The sequence below is a fragment of the Anabaena catenula FACHB-362 genome, assembly GCF_014698735.1.
In the GTDB taxonomy this organism is placed as follows: domain Bacteria; phylum Cyanobacteriota; class Cyanobacteriia; order Cyanobacteriales; family Nostocaceae; genus Anabaena; species Anabaena variabilis_A.
The window spans coordinates 29,514-54,957 of the sequence record NZ_JACJTQ010000039.1; the positions used below are offsets into that span (position 1 = coordinate 29,514).

18 protein-coding genes and 1 tRNA gene are annotated in these 25,444 nt (G+C 39.2%); 12 read left to right on the forward strand and 7 right to left on the reverse strand.

Going from position 1 to position 25,444, the window contains the following annotated elements:
* Positions 1-132 precede the first annotated feature (132 nt).
* Together H6G68_RS20615 and H6G68_RS20620 are read right to left on the reverse strand one after the other, a co-directional pair.
* On the reverse strand, positions 133-1,215 hold the full coding sequence (locus H6G68_RS20615; RefSeq protein ID WP_190908314.1) for a glycosyl transferase: 1,083 nt from the start codon (positions 1,213-1,215) through the stop codon (positions 133-135).
* Positions 1,216-1,280: 65 nt separating this feature from the next.
* Entirely contained in the window at positions 1,281-2,441 is a 1,161-nt protein-coding gene (locus H6G68_RS20620) for an aminotransferase class V-fold PLP-dependent enzyme (protein WP_190908315.1), read from the reverse strand.
* Between the two features lie 414 nt (positions 2,442-2,855).
* Between H6G68_RS20620 and H6G68_RS20625 the strand changes: the two genes are divergently transcribed.
* From H6G68_RS20625 to ftsH2, 8 genes are all read left to right on the forward strand, one after another.
* Positions 2,856-4,322: a TM0106 family RecB-like putative nuclease gene (locus H6G68_RS20625; RefSeq protein WP_190908316.1), complete on the forward strand. Its 1,467-nt coding sequence runs from the start codon at positions 2,856-2,858 to the stop codon at positions 4,320-4,322.
* Positions 4,323-4,463: 141 nt separating this feature from the next.
* Entirely contained in the window at positions 4,464-5,645 is a 1,182-nt protein-coding gene (locus tag H6G68_RS20630; protein ID WP_190908317.1) for an esterase-like activity of phytase family protein, read from the forward strand.
* 335 nt (positions 5,646-5,980) lie between these two features.
* Positions 5,981-7,543, forward strand: coding sequence for a serine/threonine protein kinase (locus H6G68_RS20635; RefSeq protein ID WP_190908318.1), 1,563 nt, complete (start codon positions 5,981-5,983; stop codon positions 7,541-7,543).
* 60 nt (positions 7,544-7,603) lie between these two features.
* Complete coding sequence (locus H6G68_RS20640) at positions 7,604-9,115, forward strand: protein kinase domain-containing protein (RefSeq protein WP_190908319.1); 1,512 nt, start codon at positions 7,604-7,606, stop codon at positions 9,113-9,115.
* Positions 9,116-9,229: 114 nt separating this feature from the next.
* Positions 9,230-9,303, forward strand: a tRNA-Asp gene (locus tag H6G68_RS20645).
* 148 nt (positions 9,304-9,451) lie between these two features.
* A complete protein-coding gene (gene gltX, locus H6G68_RS20650) occupies positions 9,452-10,888 on the forward strand; it encodes a glutamate--tRNA ligase (RefSeq protein WP_190908320.1) in 1,437 nt (478 codons plus the stop codon).
* 216 nt (positions 10,889-11,104) lie between these two features.
* Positions 11,105-11,596 (forward strand): hypothetical protein, encoded by a 492-nt coding sequence (locus H6G68_RS20655; protein WP_190908321.1) that lies wholly within the window; start codon positions 11,105-11,107, stop codon positions 11,594-11,596.
* A gap of 428 nt (positions 11,597-12,024) precedes the next feature.
* Positions 12,025-13,911, forward strand: a complete 1,887-nt coding sequence (gene ftsH2 / locus H6G68_RS20660) for an ATP-dependent zinc metalloprotease FtsH2 (RefSeq protein ID WP_190908322.1) — start codon at positions 12,025-12,027, stop codon at positions 13,909-13,911.
* A gap of 415 nt (positions 13,912-14,326) precedes the next feature.
* Here the strand turns inward: ftsH2 and H6G68_RS20665 are convergent, their stop codons facing one another.
* Positions 14,327-14,884: a Uma2 family endonuclease gene (locus H6G68_RS20665; RefSeq protein ID WP_190908323.1), complete on the reverse strand. Its 558-nt coding sequence runs from the start codon at positions 14,882-14,884 to the stop codon at positions 14,327-14,329.
* A 96-nt stretch (positions 14,885-14,980) separates the two neighbouring features.
* Between H6G68_RS20665 and H6G68_RS20670 the strand changes: the two genes are divergently transcribed.
* Entirely contained in the window at positions 14,981-15,556 is a 576-nt protein-coding gene (locus H6G68_RS20670; RefSeq protein ID WP_190908324.1) for a hypothetical protein, read from the forward strand.
* Between the two features lie 240 nt (positions 15,557-15,796).
* On the opposite strand, the gene H6G68_RS20675 is transcribed toward H6G68_RS20670, so the two are convergent.
* From H6G68_RS20675 to H6G68_RS20685, 3 genes are read right to left on the reverse strand one after another with little or no spacing between them, the layout of a single operon-like run.
* Positions 15,797-16,879, reverse strand: a complete 1,083-nt coding sequence (locus H6G68_RS20675) for an ATP-binding protein (protein ID WP_190908325.1) — start codon at positions 16,877-16,879, stop codon at positions 15,797-15,799.
* Positions 16,872-18,755 (reverse strand): WD40 repeat domain-containing protein, encoded by a 1,884-nt coding sequence (locus H6G68_RS20680; RefSeq protein ID WP_190908326.1) that lies wholly within the window; start codon positions 18,753-18,755, stop codon positions 16,872-16,874. Before H6G68_RS20680 ends, H6G68_RS20675 begins: the two co-directional genes overlap by 8 nt.
* Positions 18,752-20,155, reverse strand: a complete 1,404-nt coding sequence (locus tag H6G68_RS20685; RefSeq protein WP_190908327.1) for a P-loop domain-containing protein — start codon at positions 20,153-20,155, stop codon at positions 18,752-18,754. The genes H6G68_RS20680 and H6G68_RS20685 overlap by 4 nt, the downstream gene beginning before the upstream one ends.
* A 297-nt stretch (positions 20,156-20,452) precedes the next feature.
* Here H6G68_RS20685 and H6G68_RS20690 point away from each other — a divergent pair, with 297 nt between their 5' ends.
* Positions 20,453-20,764 (forward strand): TRADD-N-associated membrane domain-containing protein, encoded by a 312-nt coding sequence (locus H6G68_RS20690; RefSeq protein WP_190908328.1) that lies wholly within the window; start codon positions 20,453-20,455, stop codon positions 20,762-20,764.
* A gap of 217 nt (positions 20,765-20,981) precedes the next feature.
* Here the strand turns inward: H6G68_RS20690 and H6G68_RS20695 are convergent, their stop codons facing one another.
* Positions 20,982-22,289 (reverse strand): aminopeptidase P N-terminal domain-containing protein, encoded by a 1,308-nt coding sequence (locus tag H6G68_RS20695; RefSeq protein WP_190908329.1) that lies wholly within the window; start codon positions 22,287-22,289, stop codon positions 20,982-20,984.
* A 640-nt stretch (positions 22,290-22,929) separates the two neighbouring features.
* Between H6G68_RS20695 and H6G68_RS20700 the strand changes: the two genes are divergently transcribed.
* Positions 22,930-24,180 (forward strand): FG-GAP repeat domain-containing protein, encoded by a 1,251-nt coding sequence (locus H6G68_RS20700; protein ID WP_190908330.1) that lies wholly within the window; start codon positions 22,930-22,932, stop codon positions 24,178-24,180.
* 595 nt (positions 24,181-24,775) lie between these two features.
* On the forward strand, positions 24,776-25,444 hold a 669-nt coding region (locus tag H6G68_RS20705), incomplete at its 3' end, for an RNA-guided endonuclease InsQ/TnpB family protein (protein WP_242045337.1).

The window sequence follows — 25,444 nt, forward strand, 5'->3', positions numbered from 1 at the left end:
ATACCAATTTTGGATTTTGGAAATATAGCCGTCGACAGGGTGGTTAGGATATCAATTGATAATGAAACTCTCACTACAAGAGGGTTTTACTCCTGACTCCTGACTCCTGACTCCTGACTCCTGCTATATTATCTACATTGATTGAAAATAATTTATCACAGATTTAGCTATAGTTTCATTTCCATCTTTAGCTAGGGTTTGGTTCTGCTTTGATGGTTGGGGTGAGTCATGAAGAAAATCCCAATTTCCTTGAAAGAAATCTTTTGGATTGATGATTTGATGTTGGTTGTAATTTTTTATTCCTTCTAAGAGTAAAACAGCTTCGGCAAAGTCATCACGAGGTATGGTAATAATAGGTAATTCTAAACGCGTAGCTTCTGCAAAAGTACTATAACCTGGTTTAGAAATCACTCTTCCACAAATTGGCATAAAATCAACTGGACGATATTCACGATTTGTCACTTTCACTAAGTTTGGTAAATCAGGTGCAGAAGAATCAAAGGTGATAAATTGCCAATCGGAAAACTTATCAATATTATTATAAGGAATTTCCTGTAAACCTAAACCACCAAAGGTAAGTAAAATAGTTTTTTCTGGCGGTGCTGTTATTCCCCAATTAGCGCGTAATTCCTCAGCAGGGTAACTGGGAGAACTCCCGGTTAAACCCACATCCGTGATATTAGTAAAAGCTGGCATGGTTTCGTGGAAGGGAAAACGAAACAAGCGATCGCTTTTTGCATACCAATCATTAATCCAATCAGCAATTTCTATAAATTCCCCACCCCAATCTCGATAAATAAAGTCCCAACCAAAGTTACTCATCATCCAGCAGGGAATATTTGCTGCTTTTGCAAATCCAGCAGCGAGAAAGGGAATATCTGCCAATATAAGATTAACACGATTTTGACGAATAAAATTAACTTCCGATGCAATTAAAGAATTTTGATTTTTTTTAATTTCTTTTAACTTCGCTAAGGTTGCTGATTTATCCATCGTTAAACTATCAGTTTGGATGACACCTAAATCAAATGCCCTTTGACGTAGGATAAAATCACCTTTTATATAAGATTCTAACAACCAGCGTGGAGCAGTGGTGACTAATATTAATAATATTTCTGGACACAGTTTTTGAATTGTTGCCGCTATTGATGCGGTGCGGGTAGCATGGCCAAAGCCGTGATTCGTGATTGCTATATATAGGATAGGGCGTTCCATTTTAGGTTTTAGGTTTTGGGGTTTTTACCGCAAATAAAAAAGACGCGGTGACGCGAAGAACTTGTTTAATTTTGAATTGTGAATTGTTTAATTGCGTTTATTAATTGGTCAATTTCTGATTCTAAAGTTAGATAATGAACGCTGACGCGGATACAATTTGGATTAGCAATTGTTCGAGTTAAGATTTTTTGCGCTTCTAAAAATTGTACTAACTTCAAACTAGGCTGATTATTGGCAAGTTGAAAAGATACTAAACCGCTTTCGGGTGGGGAGTTCTTTAAACATTTAACTTCCGGTAAATTTGTCAATTTACGCCAAAGATATTCACTATTATGGCAAATTTGCTCATACCGTTCTGCTGCGGTTCCCCATTTTTGATGAATAGCGATCGCTTCCCCTAATCCCACATACAATGGAGTTGCTAGGGTAGACACTTCATATCTTCGCCCATCTGGTTGCCAATTAACAGGTTGCGCTTGAGTATTGGTAATTATTCCGTCCAAACCGATAAAAGTCGGTTGCAAGCTTTCCCGCGCTTCTGGACGCACATACAAAGCACCTACACCAGCAGGGCCACATAACCACTTATGACCGGTGAAAGCATAGAAATCTACACCCAAATCCGTTAAATTTAAAGGTAGAACACCCACAGATTGTGCAGCATCTACCAACAGCAAAGAATTGTTATTCCTGCATATTTCGACAATTTTGTCAAGAGGCAAAACTTGACCTGTATTCCACAAAACATGACTTAAAACCACAAGCCTGGTATTGGGGCGTAAATTTTCGGCAATAATAGAGAGAGGATCACCCTCATTTAAAGTAGCCTTCAGGGGACAAATAGAAACTTCTATAGCGAATCTGCGGCTAATTTCTTGAGCAGTGGCAATTACTCCGGGGTGTTCACAATCAGAGAGTAATAGATGATCACCAGCTTGCCAATTGATACCCCACATTCCAATATTACAGCCAATTGTGACATTACCCGTGAGAGTAATCGTGTCAAATGGTACATTTAACACAGAAGCGATCGCTTTCCTAGTAGCTTGCATTTGGGGTGAAATCCAGCGATAAGCCTCAGTTCCAAAAGGCCCGATATCCTGAATATGAGCTTGAGTTTGGGAGATAGCATCCATAGCCCCTTGAGGCATTGGCCCTTGTCCACCATAATTAAAATAAACCTTATTCCCTAAAGCCGGAAATTGTGAGCGATGGTGATGCAACATAATTAATTTTAGATTTTAGATTTTAGATTTTAGATTCGCCATTTAGCAGGAAACCCCATATTAATACTATTCCCCCTCTACCTCCTACTCACTTCCCAGTCAAAAATTACCTATCTTCCTTCTTCCTTCTTCCTTCTTTCTTCTTCCTTCGCGCTCTTCGCGTCTTTCCTTACGGAACGCTTCGCGAACGCGGTTCATTAAATCCAAATTCAAGTAACTTCGGCCGTCTATCCTAAAAACCCCTAATTATTGTTAGTTTAAAAGGATGTTAATCAATCTTCCATCTTCCTTCTTCCTTCGCGCTCTTCGCGCCTTTCCTTACGGAACGCTTCGCGAACGCGGTTCATTAAATCCATATTCAAGTAACTTCGGCCGTCTATCCTAAAAACCCATAATTATTGTTAGCTTAAAAGGATGTTAATCAATGCTGAAAACCTACTCCAATATCAACGCTGTAAACGGCGGCCTTTTTTAGATACTCATGGTGACTATAACCAGCGAGTAGTTACCCATGAATTGCTGGTGAAAGTACAACAAGACAAAATCGCTCATCAGCAGAGTGTAATGGAAAACTTGGAGTATCACCAACCTGAATATCCCCGAAAAAACTGGCAAGCCGGCGCAGCAGCAACCATAGAATTAATGCAGCAAGGGGTTGATTTCATTCATCGCGGAGTGTTATTAGCCAATTATGTAGACAAATATACCTTACTGAGTCGTCCAGATTTACTTGTCAAACAACCAGGAAAATCCTGGCTTGGAGATTGGGTTTATGTGCCATTGGATATTCAACTAGGTAAACGTCCTAAACAAGAATATCAAGTTGTTGCGGCTTTTCACGCCGAAATTTTGGCGGCATTACAGGAAAATATAGAGCAAGAAGCTTGGCTGATTTTGCGGAATAAAGACTCAACCTATGTGGTAGATGTGGATAGATGGATACCACAAATGCTGGAGATTTTGGCGGAGTATGTTCAAGTGATTGAGTCACCAGAACCGCCTGAAGTATTTATTGCTCGGCAAAAATGCAATCTCTGCCACTGGTATAATCATTGTTATGCGATCGCACAATCTCAGGAACATCTTTCCCTATTGCCTGGTGTAACACCGATTCGCTACACTCAATTGCAAGCTTTATCGACTACTACGCTAGAAGCACTGGCTAATACTAGTTCTAGCACTTTAGAAAACTTGATTGGGTTTGACGCTGATGTTGCATCTAAATTAATAGTCCAAGCGCAATCTACTTTCAGCAAACAGCCCTTGATCTTACCATACCCTGTTTCTGAAGAAAAACTCACATTTACAGCCCCAATCGAGCTATATTTTGATATTGAAGCCCAACCAGATTTAAACTTAAATTACCTTTTAGGGGTTTTGGTAGTGAATAGACAAGCTAACAGCGAACAGTTTTATTCATTTTTAGCAGAAACACCAGCCCAAGAAGAATTAATTTGGCAGCAATTTCTAGATTTAGTCTGGCAATATCCTGAAGCACCAATATACCATTTTTGCGCCTATGAATTTGATACCGTCAAACGGTTAGCGAGACTTTACCGCACACCGAACTCTTCAGTACAGCCCATACTTAATCGCTTTGTAGATATTTATGAACAATTAATCCAAAGCGTTGCTTTACCAATCGAAAGTTATGCTTTAAAAGCGATCGCACGTTGGTTAGGATTTGAGTGGCGTGATAAAGAAGCTAGTGGTGCTAAATGTATCTACTGGTATGATCAATGGTTAGAGACAAGCGATCGCACCTTACTAGAACTCATCCAACGTTACAACGAAGACGACTGTCGCGCCACCCGCAAAGTTAAAGATTGGCTAGTCAACTTTTTCCAGAACGAATATGCTAATACCGTAGGGAAGAATTAAAAATTGAAAATTAAAAATTAAAAAAGCAGATTACACAAGCTTTTCAATAGTTTTTAATGGTCAAGTTACGCTGTCGCGTACTCTTGCAGAATGGTGTAATTACTTAACGCATAGTATTCCATATAATTTTTAAGTTAATCCATGCAGCTTCTCAAAAAACTCTGGAAACCGCCACTAATTATTTATTTTCTCATTCCCATCCTAATTATTACACTGGGTTTCAGTAATTTCGCCTCTGCATCAGTAACCGTAACTGGTATAGAATTTATTGGTGAAGCCACCTTACCTACTGGCTTATCTTTCCAAAAAACCGAAGTCGGCGGATTATCAGGAATTACCTACGATCAGAAAACCGACCTCTATTATGCCATCTCCGACGACCGAGGAGGAAAAGCACCTCCACGTTTTTATACTCTCAAAATAGACCTCAGCCAAGGTAAATTAACAAAAAATGGCGTTGAACCTGTAGCAGTAATAACCCTCTTAAATGCCAATAATCAACCTTTTATCCCCGGTATTACGGACACAGAAGGTATCGCTTTAACAAAAAAATCAACTGTTTTCATTTCCTCTGAAGGAGATGTTCAGCAGTTAATAAATCCTTTTATACAAGAGTTTTCCTTATCTTCTGGCCAGACAGTAACGACCTTACCCATACCAGATAAATTTTTACCAGATTCCACAGGACAGAAGGGTGTCCGCAATAACCTAGCTTTTGAAAGTCTCACCATCACACCCGACGAAAATTCCCTATTTACAGCCAGCGAAAACGCACTAATTCAAGACGGTGCAGCCGCTAAACCTGACACTGGTACACCTTGCCGAATTTTGCAATATAATCTCTTAACCAACCAGCCAGAAAAAGAATTCCTCTACCAAACAGAACCCGTCACATCTTTATTGAATCTTACAGGTAAGTTTGCCAGTGGATTACCTGATTTACTTGCCCTCGATAATCAAGGACACTTACTGAGTATAGAAAGGTCTTTTACTGGCTTAGGATTTGCAATTTTCCTGTTTCAGGTTTCCTTAGAAAATGCTGACGACATTCACAACATCGATAGCATAGAATTAATTGATACTAAAAAAGTCAAGCCCGTACAGAAAAAACTGCTCTTAGATTTGCGAACTCTAGATGTAGCTTTAGACAATATTGAAGGTTTAACCCTTGGACCAAAACTACCAAATGGAGAACCTTCATTAATTCTCGTCAGCGATAACAATTTCAACGGACTGCAAACCAGCCAAATACTAGCCTTTAAACTCAAAATTGCATCCCCATTGACCAAGTTTTGGAACTTGCTGCGAGTCCCTAGCACTTAATAAAATTACGGTTAACTCAGGCGGATTTATTGCAATTAAATATAAAAATTACGTATTATTACTGCTAACAGACCCTACGAAAATATGTTACATAAGGTTAAGTAGCTTTTACACACTTAACAAAATTAAAAAGTAATTCGGTACTGGCTAAACGCCGAGCTACCGCTAACGGTACTGTTTCTTGAAAGTGGATGTATTCTAACAGGATTAACAGACTGGCATTATTTAGATTTGTATAGATAAAGAAAAATAATAGCTGTAAAACTTTAGTTAAAGTATCCTGTTAGTAAATATCCATATTTATTGATTTTGTGGTGCAGCATAACATCCAGAATATGAATGAATACAAAAATGAATCAGACATCTACATTGGAAAATTATTAAACAACCGTTATTCAATTAAAAGCTTACTGGGTAAAGGAGGAATGGGTAGAGTTTATCTAGCTGAAGATGTTAGCAAAAGCTGTATGTTAGTTGCAGTTAAAATACTCTCTTTAAATATAGCCAATCAGCAGACCGCTCAACGTTTTGGCAGAGAAATTTTTATTGGCGCTCAATTGGGTAGAAAAAGTCCACATATTACGAGGGTATTAACTTACGGTATTACTAATGAAAGAGTACCTTTTTACGTTATGGAATATTTATGTGGGAAAACTATAAAACAAATTCTTAAAGTCGAAAGTTTAACTATTACTAAATTTATAGAATTTACACAGCAAATTTGTTTAGGGTTACATTGCGCTCACCAAGGTGTAACATTAGATGGCAAAATTTATCCTGTTATTCATAGAGATATTAAACCGGAAAATATATTTATCAACCATCATGGCAAAAAATCAGAAATAGTTAAAATCCTTGATTTTGGCATTGCCAAATTTTTAACAGAAAGTAGTGGCATGACAATGACTGAATCTTTTATAGGTAGTCTGCCTTACTCTTCTCCAGAACATATGCAAGGAGAAAAAATATTAGATGTGCGTTCTGATATTTATAGCTTGGGAGTATTAATGTTTGAAATGCTGACAGGGAAACATCCATTTCATACAACAAATCACTCTTTTAGTATTTGGTGTAAACTTCATTGTGTTCAAACTCCACCTACATTTGAAGAAGTCAATCCCCAAGTTAAAATTCCTGATGAATTACAGCAATTAGTAAGACGTTGTTTAGAAAAAAATGTCAATGGTAGACCTAAAAATGTCGGCGAAATTTTAGACAATTTAGACAAAATAAAAACGCAAATTAATGAGAATACTTTCAGCAGTGATCCTGTTAAAATAGTACCTTTAACATCAATTTCCGAAAAAGAATGTTGGCAGAAACATTGGCCTAAAAATAAACCAGTTGCCTTAATTTGTTTCCCCCAGCTTTTACAGACAGCAAAAGGCAATATAGCCACTTTTTGGGCGATGTTACCTCAAGCAGAAATAATGAAATTTCAAGGAAAAATATATACCACTGAATTTATCAGTAAAATGGATAACTACCCAATGGTGTTATGGGTAACAATGCTATATGATGACCAGTCTGCACTCATAAGATGGCTATCTTATTACTTGGATTTGAACGAGATTAGAGAAGAAAAAATATTACAGACTTTAGCAGGAACAGGCTATTATCATCTGCTATTTTTCGCCTGTGAAGAACCTCATAAATGCTCCTATGTCACAACTTTTATTCTCACGGCTCAACAGCGGCAAACTTTGGCAGATAACTTAAGTTTAAGTCAAAAATTAGAACAAAAAATTATTTCTTCCAGCCAAGGAAAAAGCATTCTCAAAAAAGAATATGAAAAACTCAGATTAGAAGTTAGCAAAAAACTGAATACACCGGATAAAAAACCAACAATTATTTTAAAATCTTGGCTAGTAAAATTATTTGATTTATTGAAATCTTAATCAAAATCTAGCAAGCTCAATTAATAAAAAATTACCCATTCCCATTTAGAGGTTATTAAAGTGAACAAAAGCCCATTCGCGTCTCCAGAAAATCAGGAGTTGCTTGCCAACCGTTACCAACTTAAGAAATTAATTGGTAAAGGTGGCATGGGTGAAGTTTTTTTAGCACATGATGTTTTGCTAGGAGGCACACCTGTTGCCATAAAATTTCTATCCCAAACAGTTACTAATCCCCAAGTCCAAGAAAGCTTTAACCGTGAAGCCCTCCTGAGTGCTGCTTTAAGCCAAAAAAGCATACATATTGTCCGGGCTTATGATTATGGTGTGAGTAAAAGTGGCAAGGCCTTTTATGTCATGGAATATTTATCTGGCAAGAGGTTGAAAGATTTAATTCCCGTACCTCTGCCAATATTTTTTACTCTCGCACGCCAGATTTGCCTTGGTTTACAATGCGCTCATAAAGGTATTAATATAGATGGAAAAATCAATCCACTAGTTCACAGGGATATTAAACCAGCTAACATAATAGTGATTCCTGATCCCATTTTGGGGCAGTTAGTAAAAATTTTAGACTTTGGCATCGCTAAATTTTTAAATTCTGCAAATGTCATTCATACAAAAGGTTTTCATGGAACCTTACCATACTGCTCCCCAGAACAATTAGAAGGGGATGAAGTAGATAGTCGCTCTGATATTTATAGCCTGGGTGTCATGATGTTTGAGATGCTGACTGGGCAAAAACCTTGGCAGCTAGAAACTCAATATTTTGGGGCTTGGTATAAAGCACACAAATTTGAAAAACCAAAATCGATCAATGATGTGAATCCTTATCTACAAGTACCTCAGCAGTTAAATGATTTAATTATGGCTTGTTTGGAAAAAAATCTAGACAATCGCCCGCAAAGTATGGCGGAAATTCTCCAAATATTGTCAAAAGTAGAACAGTCTGCTCACCAGAAAAAGCCCGCTAGTTTAGATAATAAATCCACCCCTCCAGGTTCATTGAGTTCAGAATTACCAATAACCATTTCACAAACCTGTCGGGAACTTGTGTGGCCTGAAGATAAACCTATTCAAGAAATTGTTTTTCCGCAATTAATAAATACTAAAACAGGCTCCGTGGCTGCTCTGTGGCTGATGTTGCCTCAACAAGAAATTACAAATCGCGCCCACGCCACCCTTCATAACCAGTTTATCTTTATTACCTCTCCTCACCCGATGTTACTGTGGGTGACAGTACTTTACAATCGCCAACTCAGCCCCAAGTGGCTACCTTGCTACCTAGATATGCAAAATCCTCAAAATCTCAAGCTGGTATCAGCATTGACGGAGTATACGTCTTACCCTTTGATTTTCTTTACCCTAGAAACACCCCATAGGAGCGCCAACATTCTCAGCAGTAGCATAGCGCCCACACAGCAAAAAAAGTTGCAAAATTGGGTAAAACAAAGTCAGCAACTACCATCTTCTTCTCCCCCGCAAGTCAGCAAAAATTTGTTAAAGCAGCAGTATAAACAGATGCAACCTCAGATATTGCAAAACCTGGTATCTCAAGGACAGATTGTGGTCTAGAGCCACTTTCTGTGTTAAACAGACGAAGAACTAGAAAAAACATCAATATTTTTTCTCCCAGCTACTTGACAAGTAGGAAAAAAAAGGCAATACTAATAAAGTTGCTAAACACAAGGGACTGTAGTTCAATTGGTTAGAGCACCGCCCTGTCACGGCGGAAGTTGCGGGTTCGAGCCCCGTCAGTCCCGTTCTCAAGTGCTGAGTCATGAGTACTAAGTGCTGAATTTAGATGATTTTGAGTTAATCAAAAAGATTTTAATGGATGAATGGTTTTAAACCAGGACTCGGTATTCAGAACTCAGCACCTGTTTTGCTTTGTGAAAGAGAGAATTAACTGTGACCGTTAGAGTCCGTATTGCTCCAAGTCCAACTGGAAATTTACATATTGGTACAGCCAGAACTGCTGTATTCAATTATTTGTTTGCCCGTCACCACGGCGGAAAGTTTATTCTGCGAATTGAAGATACAGATTTAGAGCGATCGCGCCCCGAATACACCGATAATATTCTGTCAGGTCTGCGCTGGCTAGGATTGAACTGGGATGAAGGGCCATTTTTCCAATCTCAAAGGCTGGATCTTTACCAAGCAGCAGTCCAAAAACTTCTAGATCAAGGATTAGCCTATCGTTGCTACACCACATCTGAAGAACTAGAGGCGTTGCGAGAAGCGCAAAAAGCTAGAAACGAAGCTCCCCGCTATGACAACCGTCACCGTAACCTCACCCCAGCACAACGCGCCGCATTTGAAGCGGAAGGACGTTCTTCGGTGATTCGTTTCCAAATTGACGATGGACGAGAAATTGTCTGGAATGATTTAGTACGGGGTAAAATGAGTTGGCGCGGAAGTGACTTGGGTGGTGATATGGTCATCGCTCGCGCTTCAGCAGAAGGTGTTGGTCAACCACTTTATAACTTTGTGGTGGTGGTGGATGACATTGATATGCAAATTACCCATGTCATTCGTGGTGAAGACCACATAGCTAACACCGCCAAACAGATTTTGTTGTATGAAGCTTTAGGCGCTCAAATTCCTGAATTTGCCCATACACCGCTGATTTTGAATCAAGAAGGGCGCAAACTTTCCAAGCGGGATGGAGTCACTTCTATTTCCGATTTTCAGCAAATGGGTTTTACTGCTGAAGGTTTGGTTAATTATATGACCTTGTTGGGCTGGTCGGCTCCAGATTCAACTCAAGAAATCTTTACTTTGGAAGCAGCAGCCAAAGAATTTACCTTTGAGCGCGTCAATAAAGCCGGTGCTAAATTTGACTGGGACAAACTGGATTGGTTGAATAGCCAATACCTCCATAGTATGCCAGTAGATAAACTCACAGATTTGCTCATACCTTTCTGGGAAACCGCTGGATATACATTTTCCGGTGGTAGAGAGCGTCCTTGGTTAGAGCAACTAGTAGGTTTAATTGGTGCTAGTTTGACTCGGTTGGTAGATGCTGTAGCCATGAGCAAAATGTTTTTTATAGAGGCAGTAGAATTTAGCTCAGAAGGCTCTGCTCAACTTCAGCAAGAAGAAGTGAAAGCTACACTGCAAGGTATTCTCACAGCTTTAGAAAATCAGCCTCAACTGTCAGCAGATACCGCCCAAGAGATAATTAAGCAAGTGGTAAAAGAGCAAAAAGTCAAAAAAGGCTTAGTTATGCGATCGCTCCGAGCCGCTCTAACAGGAGATGTACATGGACCCGACCTCATCCAATCATGGCTGTTACTAAATCAGATTGGTTTAGATAAACAACGTTTAAATCAAGCAATAATTTAGGTGACAGGTCATAAGTGATAGGTGACAGGTGACAGGTGATAGAAAGCAGGGAGCAGGGGGCAGGGGGCAGTAGATAATTATTTCTCCCCATCTTCGCGTCACTGCGTCACCCCATCTCCGCGTCACCGCGTCACCCCATCTCCCCATCCTCTGGCATGGGGAACTTGGTGTGTAAGATTCATGTCTTTAAAAATACTTAAAAATGAATGTAATACAATGCCCACAAAAGCGCTCAATATAGTAATAAGATTATCATTGATGATAGTTACTCTCTGTAGTATATCTGTAATTAATAGTACTGCTGATGCTCAAGAAGCCCCACCAATTTTTGGGGATATCACTATTAACCGCCAATTTTCCCCAGATCCTTTGAAAGTTAGGGGAATGAGTGGTGGCTCAGTTAAAGCAACCGAAGTGGGTGGGAAAGAAACCCCTACAGGGCCATGTGCAGGATTTGTAGATCAAGCCGCAGACCATACTCTCAAGTTAACAAGTAAATTTGACTACCTAAAACTGCAAGTAGAAAGTCCGAGGGACACCACAATAATTATTAAGGGGCCAGGTGGTACTTGGTGCAATGATGACTTTGACGGTAAAAATCCCGGCATTGTTGGTGAATGGTTGCAGGGAACCTACCAAATTTGGGTCGGTTCCTACGAAAAAGGCAAATATCTACCCTACACTTTAAAAATTACAGAAGTTAAGTAAGTTCACAAAGAGGCAGGGGTGGGGACAGGGGGAAAAACTAGCCTCGAAAAAACGATACAAGCCCCTGAATTTATGATTGGATTCTATAAAAATGTTATATCCAAGACACGCAGCAGAAGGGGAAAGGTATGCTGATTCAAATCCCCAGATCCTTGACTGCGTTCAGGATGAGTAGAGCGTTTTAATGATGGGGATTTCCCTTTTGCCTGTTCTGGCTGAAGAATTCCCTTTTAATCTGCATTTGTATTAAAATGAGAATTAAGTTAACTTTGATTAAGATTTTTGAGAAGCGTTATGGATCTGCCGTATAGCCTTAAGAGCTTGGTGGCAATACCTGAACGGTCATCAGATATCGAATTAAACAAAATGGATTTATAAACATCCGTTACACAGATTAAGTCGTACTGGCATCTAGAGGCAAATTAAAGATGAAATTTTCTTGGAGAGTCGTAGCACTCTGGTCATTGCTGGCTTTGGTAATAGGCTTTTTCTTCTGGCAAGGAGCCTTTGCCGGCGCTCCTGTAGATGCAAGCAAGAATGCAGCTAATACTCGCATGACCTATGGTCGCTTTTTGGAATACTTAGACGCTGATCGCGTTACCAATGTCGATCTTTATGATGGTGGTAGAACAGCGATTATCGAAGCTAATGACCAAGATATCGAAAACCGCGTTCAACGCTGGCGAGTTGATTTACCTACTAATGCTCCTGAGCTAATTAATAAACTCAAAGAACATAAAGTCAGTTTTGACGCTCATCCCATGCGGAATGATGGCGCAATCTGGGGCTTGTTGGGTAATCTTGTCTTCCCAGTTTTGTTGATTACTGGTTTGTTCTTTTTGTTCCGTCGCTCCAACAATCTTCCTGGTGGCCCTGGACAAGCAATGAATTTCGGCAAATCCCGCGCTCGGTTCCAAATGGAAGCGAAAACAGGGGTAAAATTTGACGATGTAGCTGGGATTGAAGAAGCGAAAGAAGAACTGCAAGAAGTTGTGACTTTCCTCAAACAACCAGAGAAATTTACTGCTGTAGGCGCTCGGATTCCCAAGGGTGTACTGTTAATTGGCCCTCCAGGAACTGGTAAAACTTTACTAGCAAAAGCGATCGCAGGGGAAGCTGGTGTTCCCTTCTTCTCAATCTCTGGTTCAGAGTTTGTAGAAATGTTCGTTGGTGTGGGTGCTTCCCGTGTCCGCGACTTGTTCAAGAAAGCCAAAGATAACGCTCCTTGTATCATCTTTATTGATGAAATCGATGCAGTAGGTCGTCAACGGGGTGCGGGTATCGGTGGTGGTAACGATGAGAGAGAACAAACTCTCAACCAGCTATTAACTGAAATGGATGGTTTTGAAGGTAACACAGGTATCATTATTATTGCTGCTACCAACCGTCCTGATGTATTGGATTCTGCGTTGTTGCGTCCCGGTCGTTTTGACAGACAGGTAACTGTTGACGCTCCTGATATTAAAGGACGTTTAGAAGTTCTAGAAGTTCATGCACGCAATAAGAAATTAGACAAGAGTGTATCCTTGGAAGCGATCGCACGTCGTACTCCTGGATTCACCGGCGCAGATTTAGCTAACCTCCTCAACGAAGCTGCTATTCTCACCGCTAGAAGACGCAAAGACGCTATTACCCTGCTAGAAATCGATGATGCTGTGGACAGGGTCGTTGCAGGTATGGAAGGTACTCCCTTGGTAGACAGCAAGAGTAAGCGCTTGATTGCTTACCATGAAATCGGACACGCTTTGGTGGGTACTTTGTTAAAAGACCATGACCCAGTACAAAAAGTGACTCTGATTCCTAGAGGACAAGCACAGGGTTTAACTTGGTTTATGCCCAACGAAGAACAAGGTTTAATTTCTCGTTCTCAACTCAAAGCCCGAATCACTGGTGCTTTGGGTGGACGTGCTGCTGAAGAGGTAATCTTTGGCCCAGCGGAAGTTACCACTGGTGCTGGTGGAGACTTGCAACAGTTGTCAGGAATGGCACGACAAATGGTAACAAGGTTTGGGATGTCTGATTTGGGACCCCTGTCACTAGAAAGCCAACAGGGAGAAGTATTCCTGGGTCGTGACTGGACAACACGTTCTGAGTATTCTGAATCCATTGCTTGTCGCATTGATGCTCAAGTAAGAGCGATCGCAGAAGAGTGTTACGATAACGCTAAAAAGATTATCCGTGAACATCGCAGTGTCACAGATCGTTTGGTAGATTTGTTGATCGAAAAAGAAACCATTGATGGTGAAGAGTTCCGTCAAATTGTCGCTGAGTACACTGTTGTACCTGATAAGTCACAGTTTGTACCGCAACTGTAATTTCTAATCTATAAATTTTGTGAATGGATGTGGTTAATTTGACCATATCCATTTTTTTTGCGTATGAATTTATCTCACGCAGAGGAGCCAGTGCGTTGCGCGGGTTTCCCGCGTTGTAGCAACTGGCGTAGCGCAGAGAGAAAGAGTTTGAGAAATGGAATTTTTGTAAGTTTTCGCTACAATTTAATCACTATTGTCAAACGAAAATTATCTATTAATGTTTACTAACTACATTATAAATTTGTAGGTTGGGTTAAGCGACAGCGCAACCCAACAAAATCGGCAAAATGTTGGGTAACAAGAGCGTCAAACGCCATTTTCCACAAGCCGGGAAACCCGTCCAACGCGATGGCTCCCCAACCTACACAAATCAAATTTATTTTTTAGTTAGGGTTTGGGTAGTGGGTTTTAGAATTTAAAATATTTCACTCACATTAATAGTGATATCAGAAAAAGCTAAAATTGATAAAACTTGATTCTTTACTAACTTCTGTACATCTTGATAAACTCCCTGAAGAGGATTTCTATAAACTTCTATAATTTCCTGATTTACATCCACTAACCAAACTTCGGAAATATTCGCTTCCGCATACAAAGGAATTTTCACTTCTCGGTCATATATTATGGTTGTATCAGCAACTTCTATTAACAAAAATATATCTTCTGGTTGGGGGTGCGAATTTCTATAAAAATCTTGACGCGGTTTTAATAATGCTATATCTGGTTGGGGTTCAGAAGTCTCATCTAATTCTACAGGATTTTGAGGTGCAAGCACTATCCGTTTTCCTAGAAGCTGAATCAGTAGATTAACTAGTCTATTTACACAACCCGCGTGTCTTGTGCCAATAGGTGTCATATCAATCATTTCCCCCCGAATTAATTCTATTCGGTCATTTTCTGACAAAATACCAGATTCAGCCATTTGATGATATTGCTGAACTGTAAATTGGTGTCTGACTAAACTTAGTGTCATTGTCACCTCCGCATTAATTTGGTTCTGGACAAAAAACAAAAATCCGAAATTAGATATTTCACATTGTATCTAAATATAGAAAGTTTCCAAAATACTATGAATAGCAAAACTCAATTATTAACTATTTTTACTATCACTGTCACAACTTCTATTTTCACAGTGGGAATAGTTACTGCACAGACAAAATTAACAAGTCAGTCAAAAGTAACTATTAATGGTATTGGTGCGGTAAAAGCAGGAATGAGTCTTCCTGAAGCTGCTGCAAATACTCGTTTATATGTTTCCTTTTCTGGAAGCGATAGTTGTTACTATCTTCAAGGAGAAGGAGAACTAAAAGGTATATCGTTTATGGTGACAAAAGATGATGTTAAAAGTCGTCAGAAATATGTCACTAGCGATGTTATTGCTAGGGTGGATATAGATGACCCAAAATTTACCACAGTTTCCGGGGCAAAAATTGGCGATACTGAGGCAAGAATTAAATCTCTTTATCCTGGACAAATTAAAGTTACACCTCATGAATATGTCTCAGGTGGACATTACCTAACTTTAATACCCAGAGATAAAACTGACCAAAAATATAGAGTGATTTTCGAGACTGATGGTAAGCGTGTAACTCGTTTTCGATCAGGTAAACTGCCAGAAGTAGAATTTGTGGAGGGATGTAGTTAAATTTTGGGAATGGGGAATAGGGAATAATTATTTACCAATTACCAATTACCAATCACTTAACCAAAAAATGGGTTAGCTGTTAGTTTTCACACCCGTCCGGAAATCAATTTCCGGTCTAATAGCAAAAGTGCGTTAAAACGCACTCTCAAAATAGTCGGTTTTAACCGACTTTAGCTATCAGACAGGGAATTTATTCCCTGGCTTTATTAGCTTTATTTATTCCCTGACTTGCACAATACCTTACAAACGTTCCCTTAACCACAACCGAAAACCATGATGATATAATTGATATTTAGTTTCCTTACCCGTGCGAAATTCCTGCATAAATTCTAACCACTGTTCTATAACTTCCATTACATCAAAAACATCAACATTAATTTCTTGACTAATAGCTAATGTTGATATTGGTTGCATTTCTCCAGCAGTCAAAACCCGCAACAGATTCACAGCAACATCAGATAAACCATCACCTTGCATTTTTTCCCAATGTTGTTGATAATAACTGTCTAAATCTGGGGGGATACTGTTAATATTCTCAGGTTGATCATAAAAACCATCAGCAAAAGCAGCTAAAACCTGCTGCACATACATAAAATTATCTTCGTTTTCACCGATGAGTTGTGACCTCTCCCCCAACCCCTCTCCTGCGAGGAGAGGGGAGTTAGAAAATTCTTGTTCCCCCATTCCCTTGTAGGGAAGGGGGGTTAGGGGGGTTAGGTTTCTTTGAATATATAATTTCACATCCTCCCGATTTTCCTCCTGAAAATCCGATAAATCCAAAACCTGTGATGGTGCTTCAATTAACAAACCACCATGAGATTTTTTATAAGGACGACGAGCAAAAATAAAATATACTTGATTCGGTAAATATCGCGGTAGATAAAATAAATTAGTGCCTATAGCTTGATGTTCTAAATTAATAGCATCCAAACCATCAATGATAATAATTAACTTTGAATTTGGTGATAAATGCTCGCTAATTTGTTGTAACAAGAACGAAAATACCGAACTATCATAATTATCAAAATCCTGATTTTCCCCATTTAATAAACTCTGGAATTTCGTTATTAACTGTGAACAAATATCTGTTAAAAATTCCTTAACCCGATTTTTACCAGGAATTTGGGCATTATAATAAATAATATCAGGATTTTGCAGTACCAATTGGGCGAGAATGGCACTTTTACCGCTACCGGGAACACCGACAATAGTAAAATAACCCTTGGGGTAACGGTCGAGAAAATTATTAATAGCAGTGAAGACAAAATCACGACCAACAAAATTTTCACTCTTTGCTGAAGCAGAGAAAGATAAACTATTCATCTGTCACCTTTCCTTGCAAACGCAGAAAATGTAACCTTCCGAAATCATCCCCTGCAACAATTGTCACCCCATCGGGAGCAACTGTACAGCAAGTTATAGGACTTTCTCCTGTGAAAGTTGCTATTTCCTTTCTGGTTGCTAAATCCCAGATTTTGATAGTGTTGTCAAATGAACCAGAAATCACGGTTTTTCCATCGGGTGTGAGTGCGATCGTATTTACCGAACGACTATGACCTCTGTTGGCGTAGCGTTCCGAAGGAAGGGTGAACTTTTCTCTTCTTGTTCCCAAGTCCCAGATTTTGATAGTGTTGTCATCTGAAGCAGAAATCAGGGTTTGACCATCGGGTGTGACTGTGATCTCTCTTACAGAGGAACTATGACCTTTGAGGGTGAACATTTCTCTTCTTGTTCCTAAATCCCAGATTTTGATAGTCTTATCATCTGAAGTAGAAATCAGGGTTTGACCATCGGGTGTGAGTGCGATCATATTTACCGAGTCACTATGACCTGTGTTAGCGTAGCGTTCCGAAGGAAAGGTGAACATTTCTCTTCTTGTTCCCAAGTCCCAGATTTTGATAGTCTGATCATTAGAACCAGAAATCAGGGTTTGACCATCAGATGTAAGTGCGATCGTTCTTATCGAGTAACTATGACCTTTGAGGGTGAACTTTTCTGTTCCTGTTCCCAAGTCCCAGATTTTGATAGTGTTGTCAGATGAACCAGAAATCAGGGTTTGACCATCTGGTGTAACTGTGATCGCTGCTACCGAGTAACTATGACCTTTGAGGGTGAACTTTTCTTTTCTTGTTCCCAAGTCCCAGATTTTGATAGTCTGATCATCAGAACCAGAAATTACGGTTTTACCATCGGGTGTGACTGCGATCGCTACTACCCAGTCACTATGACCTTTGAAGGTGAAATTTTCTGCTCCTGTTGCTAAATCCCAGATTTTGATAGTGTTGTCAGATGAACCAGAAATCACGGTTTTTCCATCGGGTGTGACTGCGATCGCTCTTACCCGGTCACTATGACCTTTGAAGGTGAAATTTTCTGCTCCTGTTGCTAAATCCCAGATTTTGATAGTCTTGTATGAACCAGAAATCACAGTTTTACCATTCGGTGACAGTGCGATCGCATTTACCGAGTAACTATGACCTTTGAAGGTGAAATTTTCTGCTCCTGTTGCTAAATCCCAGATTTTGATAGTGTTGTCAGATGAACCAGAAATCACGGTTTTACCATCGGGTGTGACTGCGATCGCTCTTACCCAGTCACTATGACCTTTGAAGGTGAAATTTTCTGCTCCTGTTGCTAAATCCCAGATTTTGATAGTCCCGTATGAACCAGAAATCACAGTTTTACCATCGGGTGTGAGTGCAATCGCTACTACCGAGTTACTATGACCTTTGAAATTGCGAATTAATCCACGACCACCAGGAGGTGTGAGGCTACCTATTAAACTACATAAACCTATATTTTTATCTGTGGCGATTTGTTCTAATAAATCTTTAATTGCTTGTAAATCAAAATATGTTAGTCTTGCTGATAGCTGTACTTTGAGTTGTTTTGAATCTTGAAATATTATGTGTGCTGATCTGGATAAAGCACCTTGAATTAATTTTAGTGCTTTGACGGTTTCTGCATATTGTGGATTATTCTTTATTTCTGGAGTATCTAATAAATCATAATCTTCAATCAGTGCTTGCACTCCGAATGAAGGATGATTAATTTTTGCTTCGATAAAGTAGTAGTTAGCTAATAATTTACACAGTTCTTTATATTGTTTACCCCCTAATAATAATTGGGGATATCCACCTAAAAACTGTTCTTGTGCTTCCTCTAACTGTTCATCAAACCAACTGCGAAAGTTACTCATAGTGTTAATCCCGCACCCATATTATTAGCAACTTCCGCGCTGATTTCTGGTAAACTCACCCCCGCAGCTTCCACAATATCTTGACGTTGTAAAAAATCTCGGAAACTCTCATGATAAAAGCGATAACGTGACGATTGATAGGTTTTTTGTTCCTGTAAAAATTGCGTCCAACCTTCAAGAACTTCCTGCACAGTGACATTATCTTCCTGCGAATATTTCACGATCATCTCACGGGATACAGGACTTTTTAAAGCACACATTACATAAATGATTTTAATTTTATCCTTGGGTAAGGGTTTCTTAGTCATTCCCATAATGCGCCAATGACTCTCATAATATCCCTCTAAACCTTTAGGTAATTGTTCCAGTTTTTCATCTTGATAAAATCCATCTGCAATTGTTTCTAATACATACCGTAAATACATGAAATTGTTTTCACTTTTAGCAGCGATAGTTTTTACAAATTGCGGTTTACTGAGGTTCTTTTGTTGATTGATCCAATTTTCTAAACCTGCTTTATATTTTTTTAAACCGAGAAATTCTAAAATATAGGCTTCAACATCATCCTTACTGTTTTCTTGATATTCCCTTAAATCCAATTCTGTATATTTAGTATTTGGGGAAAGAGTTAATCTTTTATCATCGGAATTATAAGGTCTTCTAGTGAGTAGAATGTAAACCTTTTCTGGTAAAATTGTCGGTAAATTTAATAAATTGCCATGATCATCCTGATCAACTTCGTCTAAAGCATCAATGACAATTACTAAATTTTCAGAATTAGATAATTTTCCACTAGCTTTAGTTAATAAAGTAGATAAATCATCATTCTCTGTATTCTGTAAATTAAACCTATTTACTAATTGTTGACGAACTATTTTCAGAAATACATCAGGGCGGTTTCTACCTTCTGCACGAATATTAAAAAAGCAAATTGTTCCAGGATAATCTACTATATATTTTGCAGCTATAGCACTTTTACCCATTCCTGCATCACCGAGAATTGTAAAATATCCGCTTGGGTGTTTTTTGATAAATTCGGTAATAGCATTAAATACAAATTTGCGACCACAGAATCTTCGTGTTTTATCATCAATTAAGGTTTGAAATTCTGTGGGAATCATGGGAGGATACCAATTATCAACAATATCTGAGGGTTGGAGTTTTTCATCTATACCATTTTTTTCCAGTCCTATATTGATAGCAGCCACCAAATTTTCAATTACGAATCTATCAACCTGTGTAATATTGGGGCGATTTTGTCCTATTAAATATTTAATTTGGTCTTCACTTGCTTTTGCTGCTTCTGCTAGGGATGCAATAGTAAAACCTGCTCGTTTATATTCTGCTTTGAGTTTAGCTTTACCTGACTCACTAGCTTGGACTTTTCCTGATTGAGTCATAAATAGTATTGATAGTAAGTTGAGTTTTTTAGACTATAGCAAAACTAGGTGATTTGTGTCTAGGGAATTTGGGGTATTTACCTTTCCCTGAATTCCCTAAAATTTGGGGAAAGGTTTTCTCTGATAAAACCCTATTTTCATCTTTCCCATTTTTTTGAATATTCGTAAGATATCAACAAGTTCAAAAACCAAGTTTCCTAGATACAGCACTTACTTGTGGTGCGGGCATCTTGCCCACCAAAGGTGTACGTCATATCTTCAGAAACTGCTGTAACTGAAAAAGTTGAGTCAAAATTTATGTTTAACCTATTTAATCAATTCCAACCCAAAGATTTACAAATCACCCCAAAACAGCACAATGATATCATTAATATGTTAATGCATCAAGAACAATGGAGTTTTCATATCAAATTAGGGATTAGCACAGCATCAGCAATTTTAATATTTTGTGGTGTGGGCTTATTCTACACTGATAAAATTCCCGAAGGCCGTTTGACTGTTGCTGTGGGTATTCTTTCTAGTTTAGTTAACTTTAATGCTGCAAATGGTCACAAAAACAAATTAGAACAGCTTTTAGAACGTTCTCAAATTATCAGAGAAAGCAAATAGTCTGTTTAGCTGTTAAAACCGCCCTGAAATGATAGCGTAGCGTGGATCTGCCAAACCCGCCCGGAAATTCATTTCCGGGCTAATAGCAAAAGTGCGTTAAAACGCACTCTGAAAATAGTCGGTTTTAACCGACTTTAGCTATGAGACAGGGAATTTATTCCCTGGCTAAAATATCTATATTATCGGTGCGTTACCCTTCTCTAACGCACCCTAAAAATTACCTTTCTACATCCTTAATTTCTTTAGGAACTCCCGCAGTTAATACTTCATTTCCATCTGCGGTAACTAACACATCATCTTCAATGCGAATCCCAATACCTACCCACCGAGGGTCAATTTCTGGTTGGTCTTCTGCGGGTTTGGTGTCGGGAACAATATAAAGTCCTGGTTCTATTGTCAGCACTTGGCCTGGTTGTAAAATCTGCGGGTTTTCTCCATGTTGATACACTCCAACATCATGGACATCTAAACCTAACCAATGACTGGTGCGGTGCATATAAAATGGTTTATATTTTTCTTCTTCGATTAATTTGTCAATTTCACCTTTGAGAATACCCAGTTCTACTAAACCTTCTGTGAGGACGCGCACGGCTGTATTATGGGGTGCATTGAAGGGGTTTCCTGGTTGTACTTGGGCGATCGCTTGTTTTTGTGATTCTAGTACAATTTCATATAATGCTTTTTGTTCTGCTGTGAATTTACCCCCAACCGGAAATGTCCGCGTAATATCAGAGTTGTAATAGCCATAGGCACAACCAGCATCAATTAGCAGCAATTCGTTTTCTTGCATTTGGCAATTATTTTCCACATAATGCAACACGCAAGCATTCTTTCCAGCAGCGACAATGGAAGGATAAGCTGGCCCCATTCCACCCCGCAGACGGAAAATATGTTCTATTTCCGCTTGGATTTCGTATTCATAACGTCCAGGTGCGGTAATTTGCATCGCGTGTTTGTGGGCTTCTACAGCAATATCCGCTGCTTGCCGCATTAGGTCTAATTCTATTTTACTTTTATGTAATCTCTGGCTATGGAGGATAGTACTAGTATCTTCAATCGCAATGGGGCCTGTACCCCGCTTGGGATAGGTTCGCAGTAGATTTTGATAATGTTTGAGGATGGTATCGTTAAAAGTGCGATCGCGTCCTAAATGATAGTAAATGCGATCGCTCTTTTCTAAATACTGCGGTAACTTCTCATCCAACTCTGCAATGGGGTACGCTTCATCTGCACCATAGATTTCCTTCGCTGCTTCTATCCCACAGCGATAACCACTCCAAACTTCCTTTTCTCTATCTTTGGGTTGAACAAACAAGATAAACCGATGTTCTGCGTGATGGGGTGCTAATACTGCGACTGCTTGCGCTTCATTAAAACCTGTTAAGTAAAAGAAATCACTATCTTGACGATAAACATACTCGACATCGTTGTGCATGACCGCTGTTGGCGCACTCCTAAAAATGGCTGTACCACTACCGATTTTCGCCATTAACTGCTCACGCCGCTGCCGATATTCTGTTTGCATAGCTGACTTACTTCTGAAAATATAGTATCGTTTTTAACTTTAGTAACTATATGATTAGTTACCCGTTTAAGTCATTCTAGCTTTTTTAAACGCAAAGGTTCGCAGAGGTTAGCGCAAAGGTACGCAGAGATTTTTTCAAGATAATTCTCTATGGTTCCACAATAATTAGGTGCATCATTTCGACTTGTCTTCTGTGGTTGCTTTTGACCTTACTTGGGCGAAAGTCCTGTTACAAAAGATTGCAGATCAATTAGGTACAAAATCAAACTTGAAACCTAGACACCAAGGCAGTTTCACTCCTGACTCCTGATAGCGTAGCGTGGCGTAAGCCATATTCTGCTGTATTTGTTTCCTATCCATAGAATTAATAAATTTTCTTTAACATTAGTTGCCATCAATTGAAATTGTCAAAGAAATAAGACTATATGCTTAAATTCTGACATTGAGAAACAAAAAATAAATTTTTTTTTGATTGTTCAGTCACAACTTTTATTTTAGCAGAATAGTTTTTTTAAACATTATCTGTATTGTCTTTAAATAATGACATTTGCTAAAGATAATTTGCTAAATGTTTTTGATTAACAGAATCTTTATTGAAACCAAATTAAAACTTTATATTAATTACTCTTAAAAACACACCATGTTTAAAGCAGCAACTCAGTCAGGATTATATTTAGAAAGCCTAGCTAATGCAGGATTAGACTCTCTTGCAAAATCACAAGATTTGACAACTTCTCTTAATACCTCAACTGCCAATAAGAGTTCTGCCAGCATACTAGAGAATGAACAATCCCCTCTGCCACTTGATTCAATACCCCAGTTTCCAGTAGGAAGTTCCAACCCCAATCCTAATCCTTATTTAACTAGTGCAGCCATTGTTCCTGATTTCAATGGTGATGGCAAAACAGATAAACTTTGGGTAAATGCTCAAACAGGTGAAATTGTCGTTCGCTTGATGAATGGTACACAAGTTATGGAACAGGCTTCTTTAGGTACATACGACCTAAATACCTGGAGTTATAAAACCGCTGATTTCAACAGCGATAATAAAACAGACTTTCTGTTACGCAACCAACAAACAGGTGAGAATGTAGTTGTGTTAATGGATGGTGCAAGAGTTTCTAGCTACCTGACTTTAGATAGAGTTGATGCAGGTTGGACTGCTAATATTGGCGATTTTAATGGCGATCGCAAAACCGATATTTTCTGGAATAATGCTACCACTGGTGAAAATGCCATTTGGCAGATGGATGGGACAACAGTAGTTAGTGCAAATGTGCTAGAAACTACAAGCCCAGCGCTGACTGCAACCATTGTTGACTTTGATGGTAATGGTAAGAGTGACATCTTCTGGCGTAATAGCACAACCGGCGAAAATACCGCTTGGTTTATGGATGGTAGCCAAGCCACCAAGTATGATTTACAAGCACAGGATGCGTCCTGGACTTCTACTCTTGGTGATTTTAACGGCGACTTCAAAACTGACGTTCTGTGGCGTAACACCACCACAGGTGAAAACAAGATTTGGACAATGAATGGTATTTTCGTTACCGAAGGTACTGTTAACACACTTGGTACAGATTGGGCGGCTAATATTGGCGATTTCAATGGCGATGGTAAAACTGATATCTTCTGGCACAATGCCACAACTGGTGCAAACACAGCTTGGTTGATGGATGGTACAGCCATTAGTTCTGAAGCTTTCTTACCTAGCAATAGCGCAGGTTTGACAAAATCTCTTGGTGATTTTAACGGTGATGGCAAAACCGATATCTACTGGAGAGATCAACAAACAGGTGCAGATAAAATCTGGACTATGAATGGAACTCTAGCCACTGAAACTGCTGTAGGTGATGCAGATAAGCTGACCGCAGAATGGTATACAGGCTAATATCATTTCCGGTCGAATACTTATCATTTAGACTGACGCGGTGACAGAGAGACGCGGGGACGCGGAGAATTTTTTTGATAAGTGATTAGACGGACATGACATAACTGACGACTTTTCGGAAATTTCACCAAGCGATCGCTCTTTTGATTTAACAGAGTGCGATCGCTTTTTTCGTTTCCAGTTCTTTACAAAAATCCCCTTTATTATCTCGTTCCCAGTCTCCGGCTGGGAATGCTATCACAGAGTCTCTGACTCTACTATCACCAAATCATCCATTTTAAAGCTTTTGAGGTTAATATTCCCGTTACAGATCTAGAGACGTTCCATGGAACGTCTCTACCTTATTTGTCGGAGATTGTTTTTAGTGCAGACACCCTCAACACCTACCACGGAGTATTGGCACCCACGTTAGTCGGCGTGTGGGATCGTTTAAGCTATGCAAATGATGTGACAGTCGTGGGTAACTACGCCTATGCCGTGGGGGTTAATTAACAGTAGCCGAAAAGCTAACAATTACTACCAATTACTCACTATTATCCCAGCCAAAGTCATCAGCTATTGTGACTATATTGGGATTTTGTTGTAAAATACCTTCATGCTACTAGGATTCAAGACCGAACTCAAGGTAAACAAGCAACAACGTCTACTACTGGCACAACACGCAGGAGTAGCCAGACACGCTTGGAATCAAGGTTTAGCATTGTGTCAACAGGTACTCATACATAATCGGACAAAACCTGAAGATAAAATTAAATTTCCCACAGCCATAGACTTACATAAATGGTTAGTAGCAGCAGTTAAATCTACCCATCCTTGGTATTATGATGTATCTAAATGCGCTCCTCAATACGCATTAAGACATTTATCAGATGCCTTTAAATCTTTTTTCAAGAAAGTTAAAGGGTTTCCTAACTTCAAAAAAAAAGGTAGACATGATTCTTTTACTTTAGACGGTGCAATTCACATTGACCATAAAAAAGTAAAAGTTCCTGTAATTGGATGGTTAAAGACTTATGAACTTCTACCTTTTGGATATAAACCCAAATCAATCACAATTAGTAAACAAGCTGATAAGTGGTTTATCTCCTGGAAAATAGCAGTAGAAACTAGTAGTGGTTCGACTTCCTTCCACTTCCTTCGACTTCGCTCAGGACAAGTCGCTCAGGACAAGTCGCTCACCAACCCGACTTCGCTCACTAACCGTGAAACTCCTAAAAAACAAGAGTTTGTTGGAGTTGACTTAGGAATAAATCATCTAGCAGTG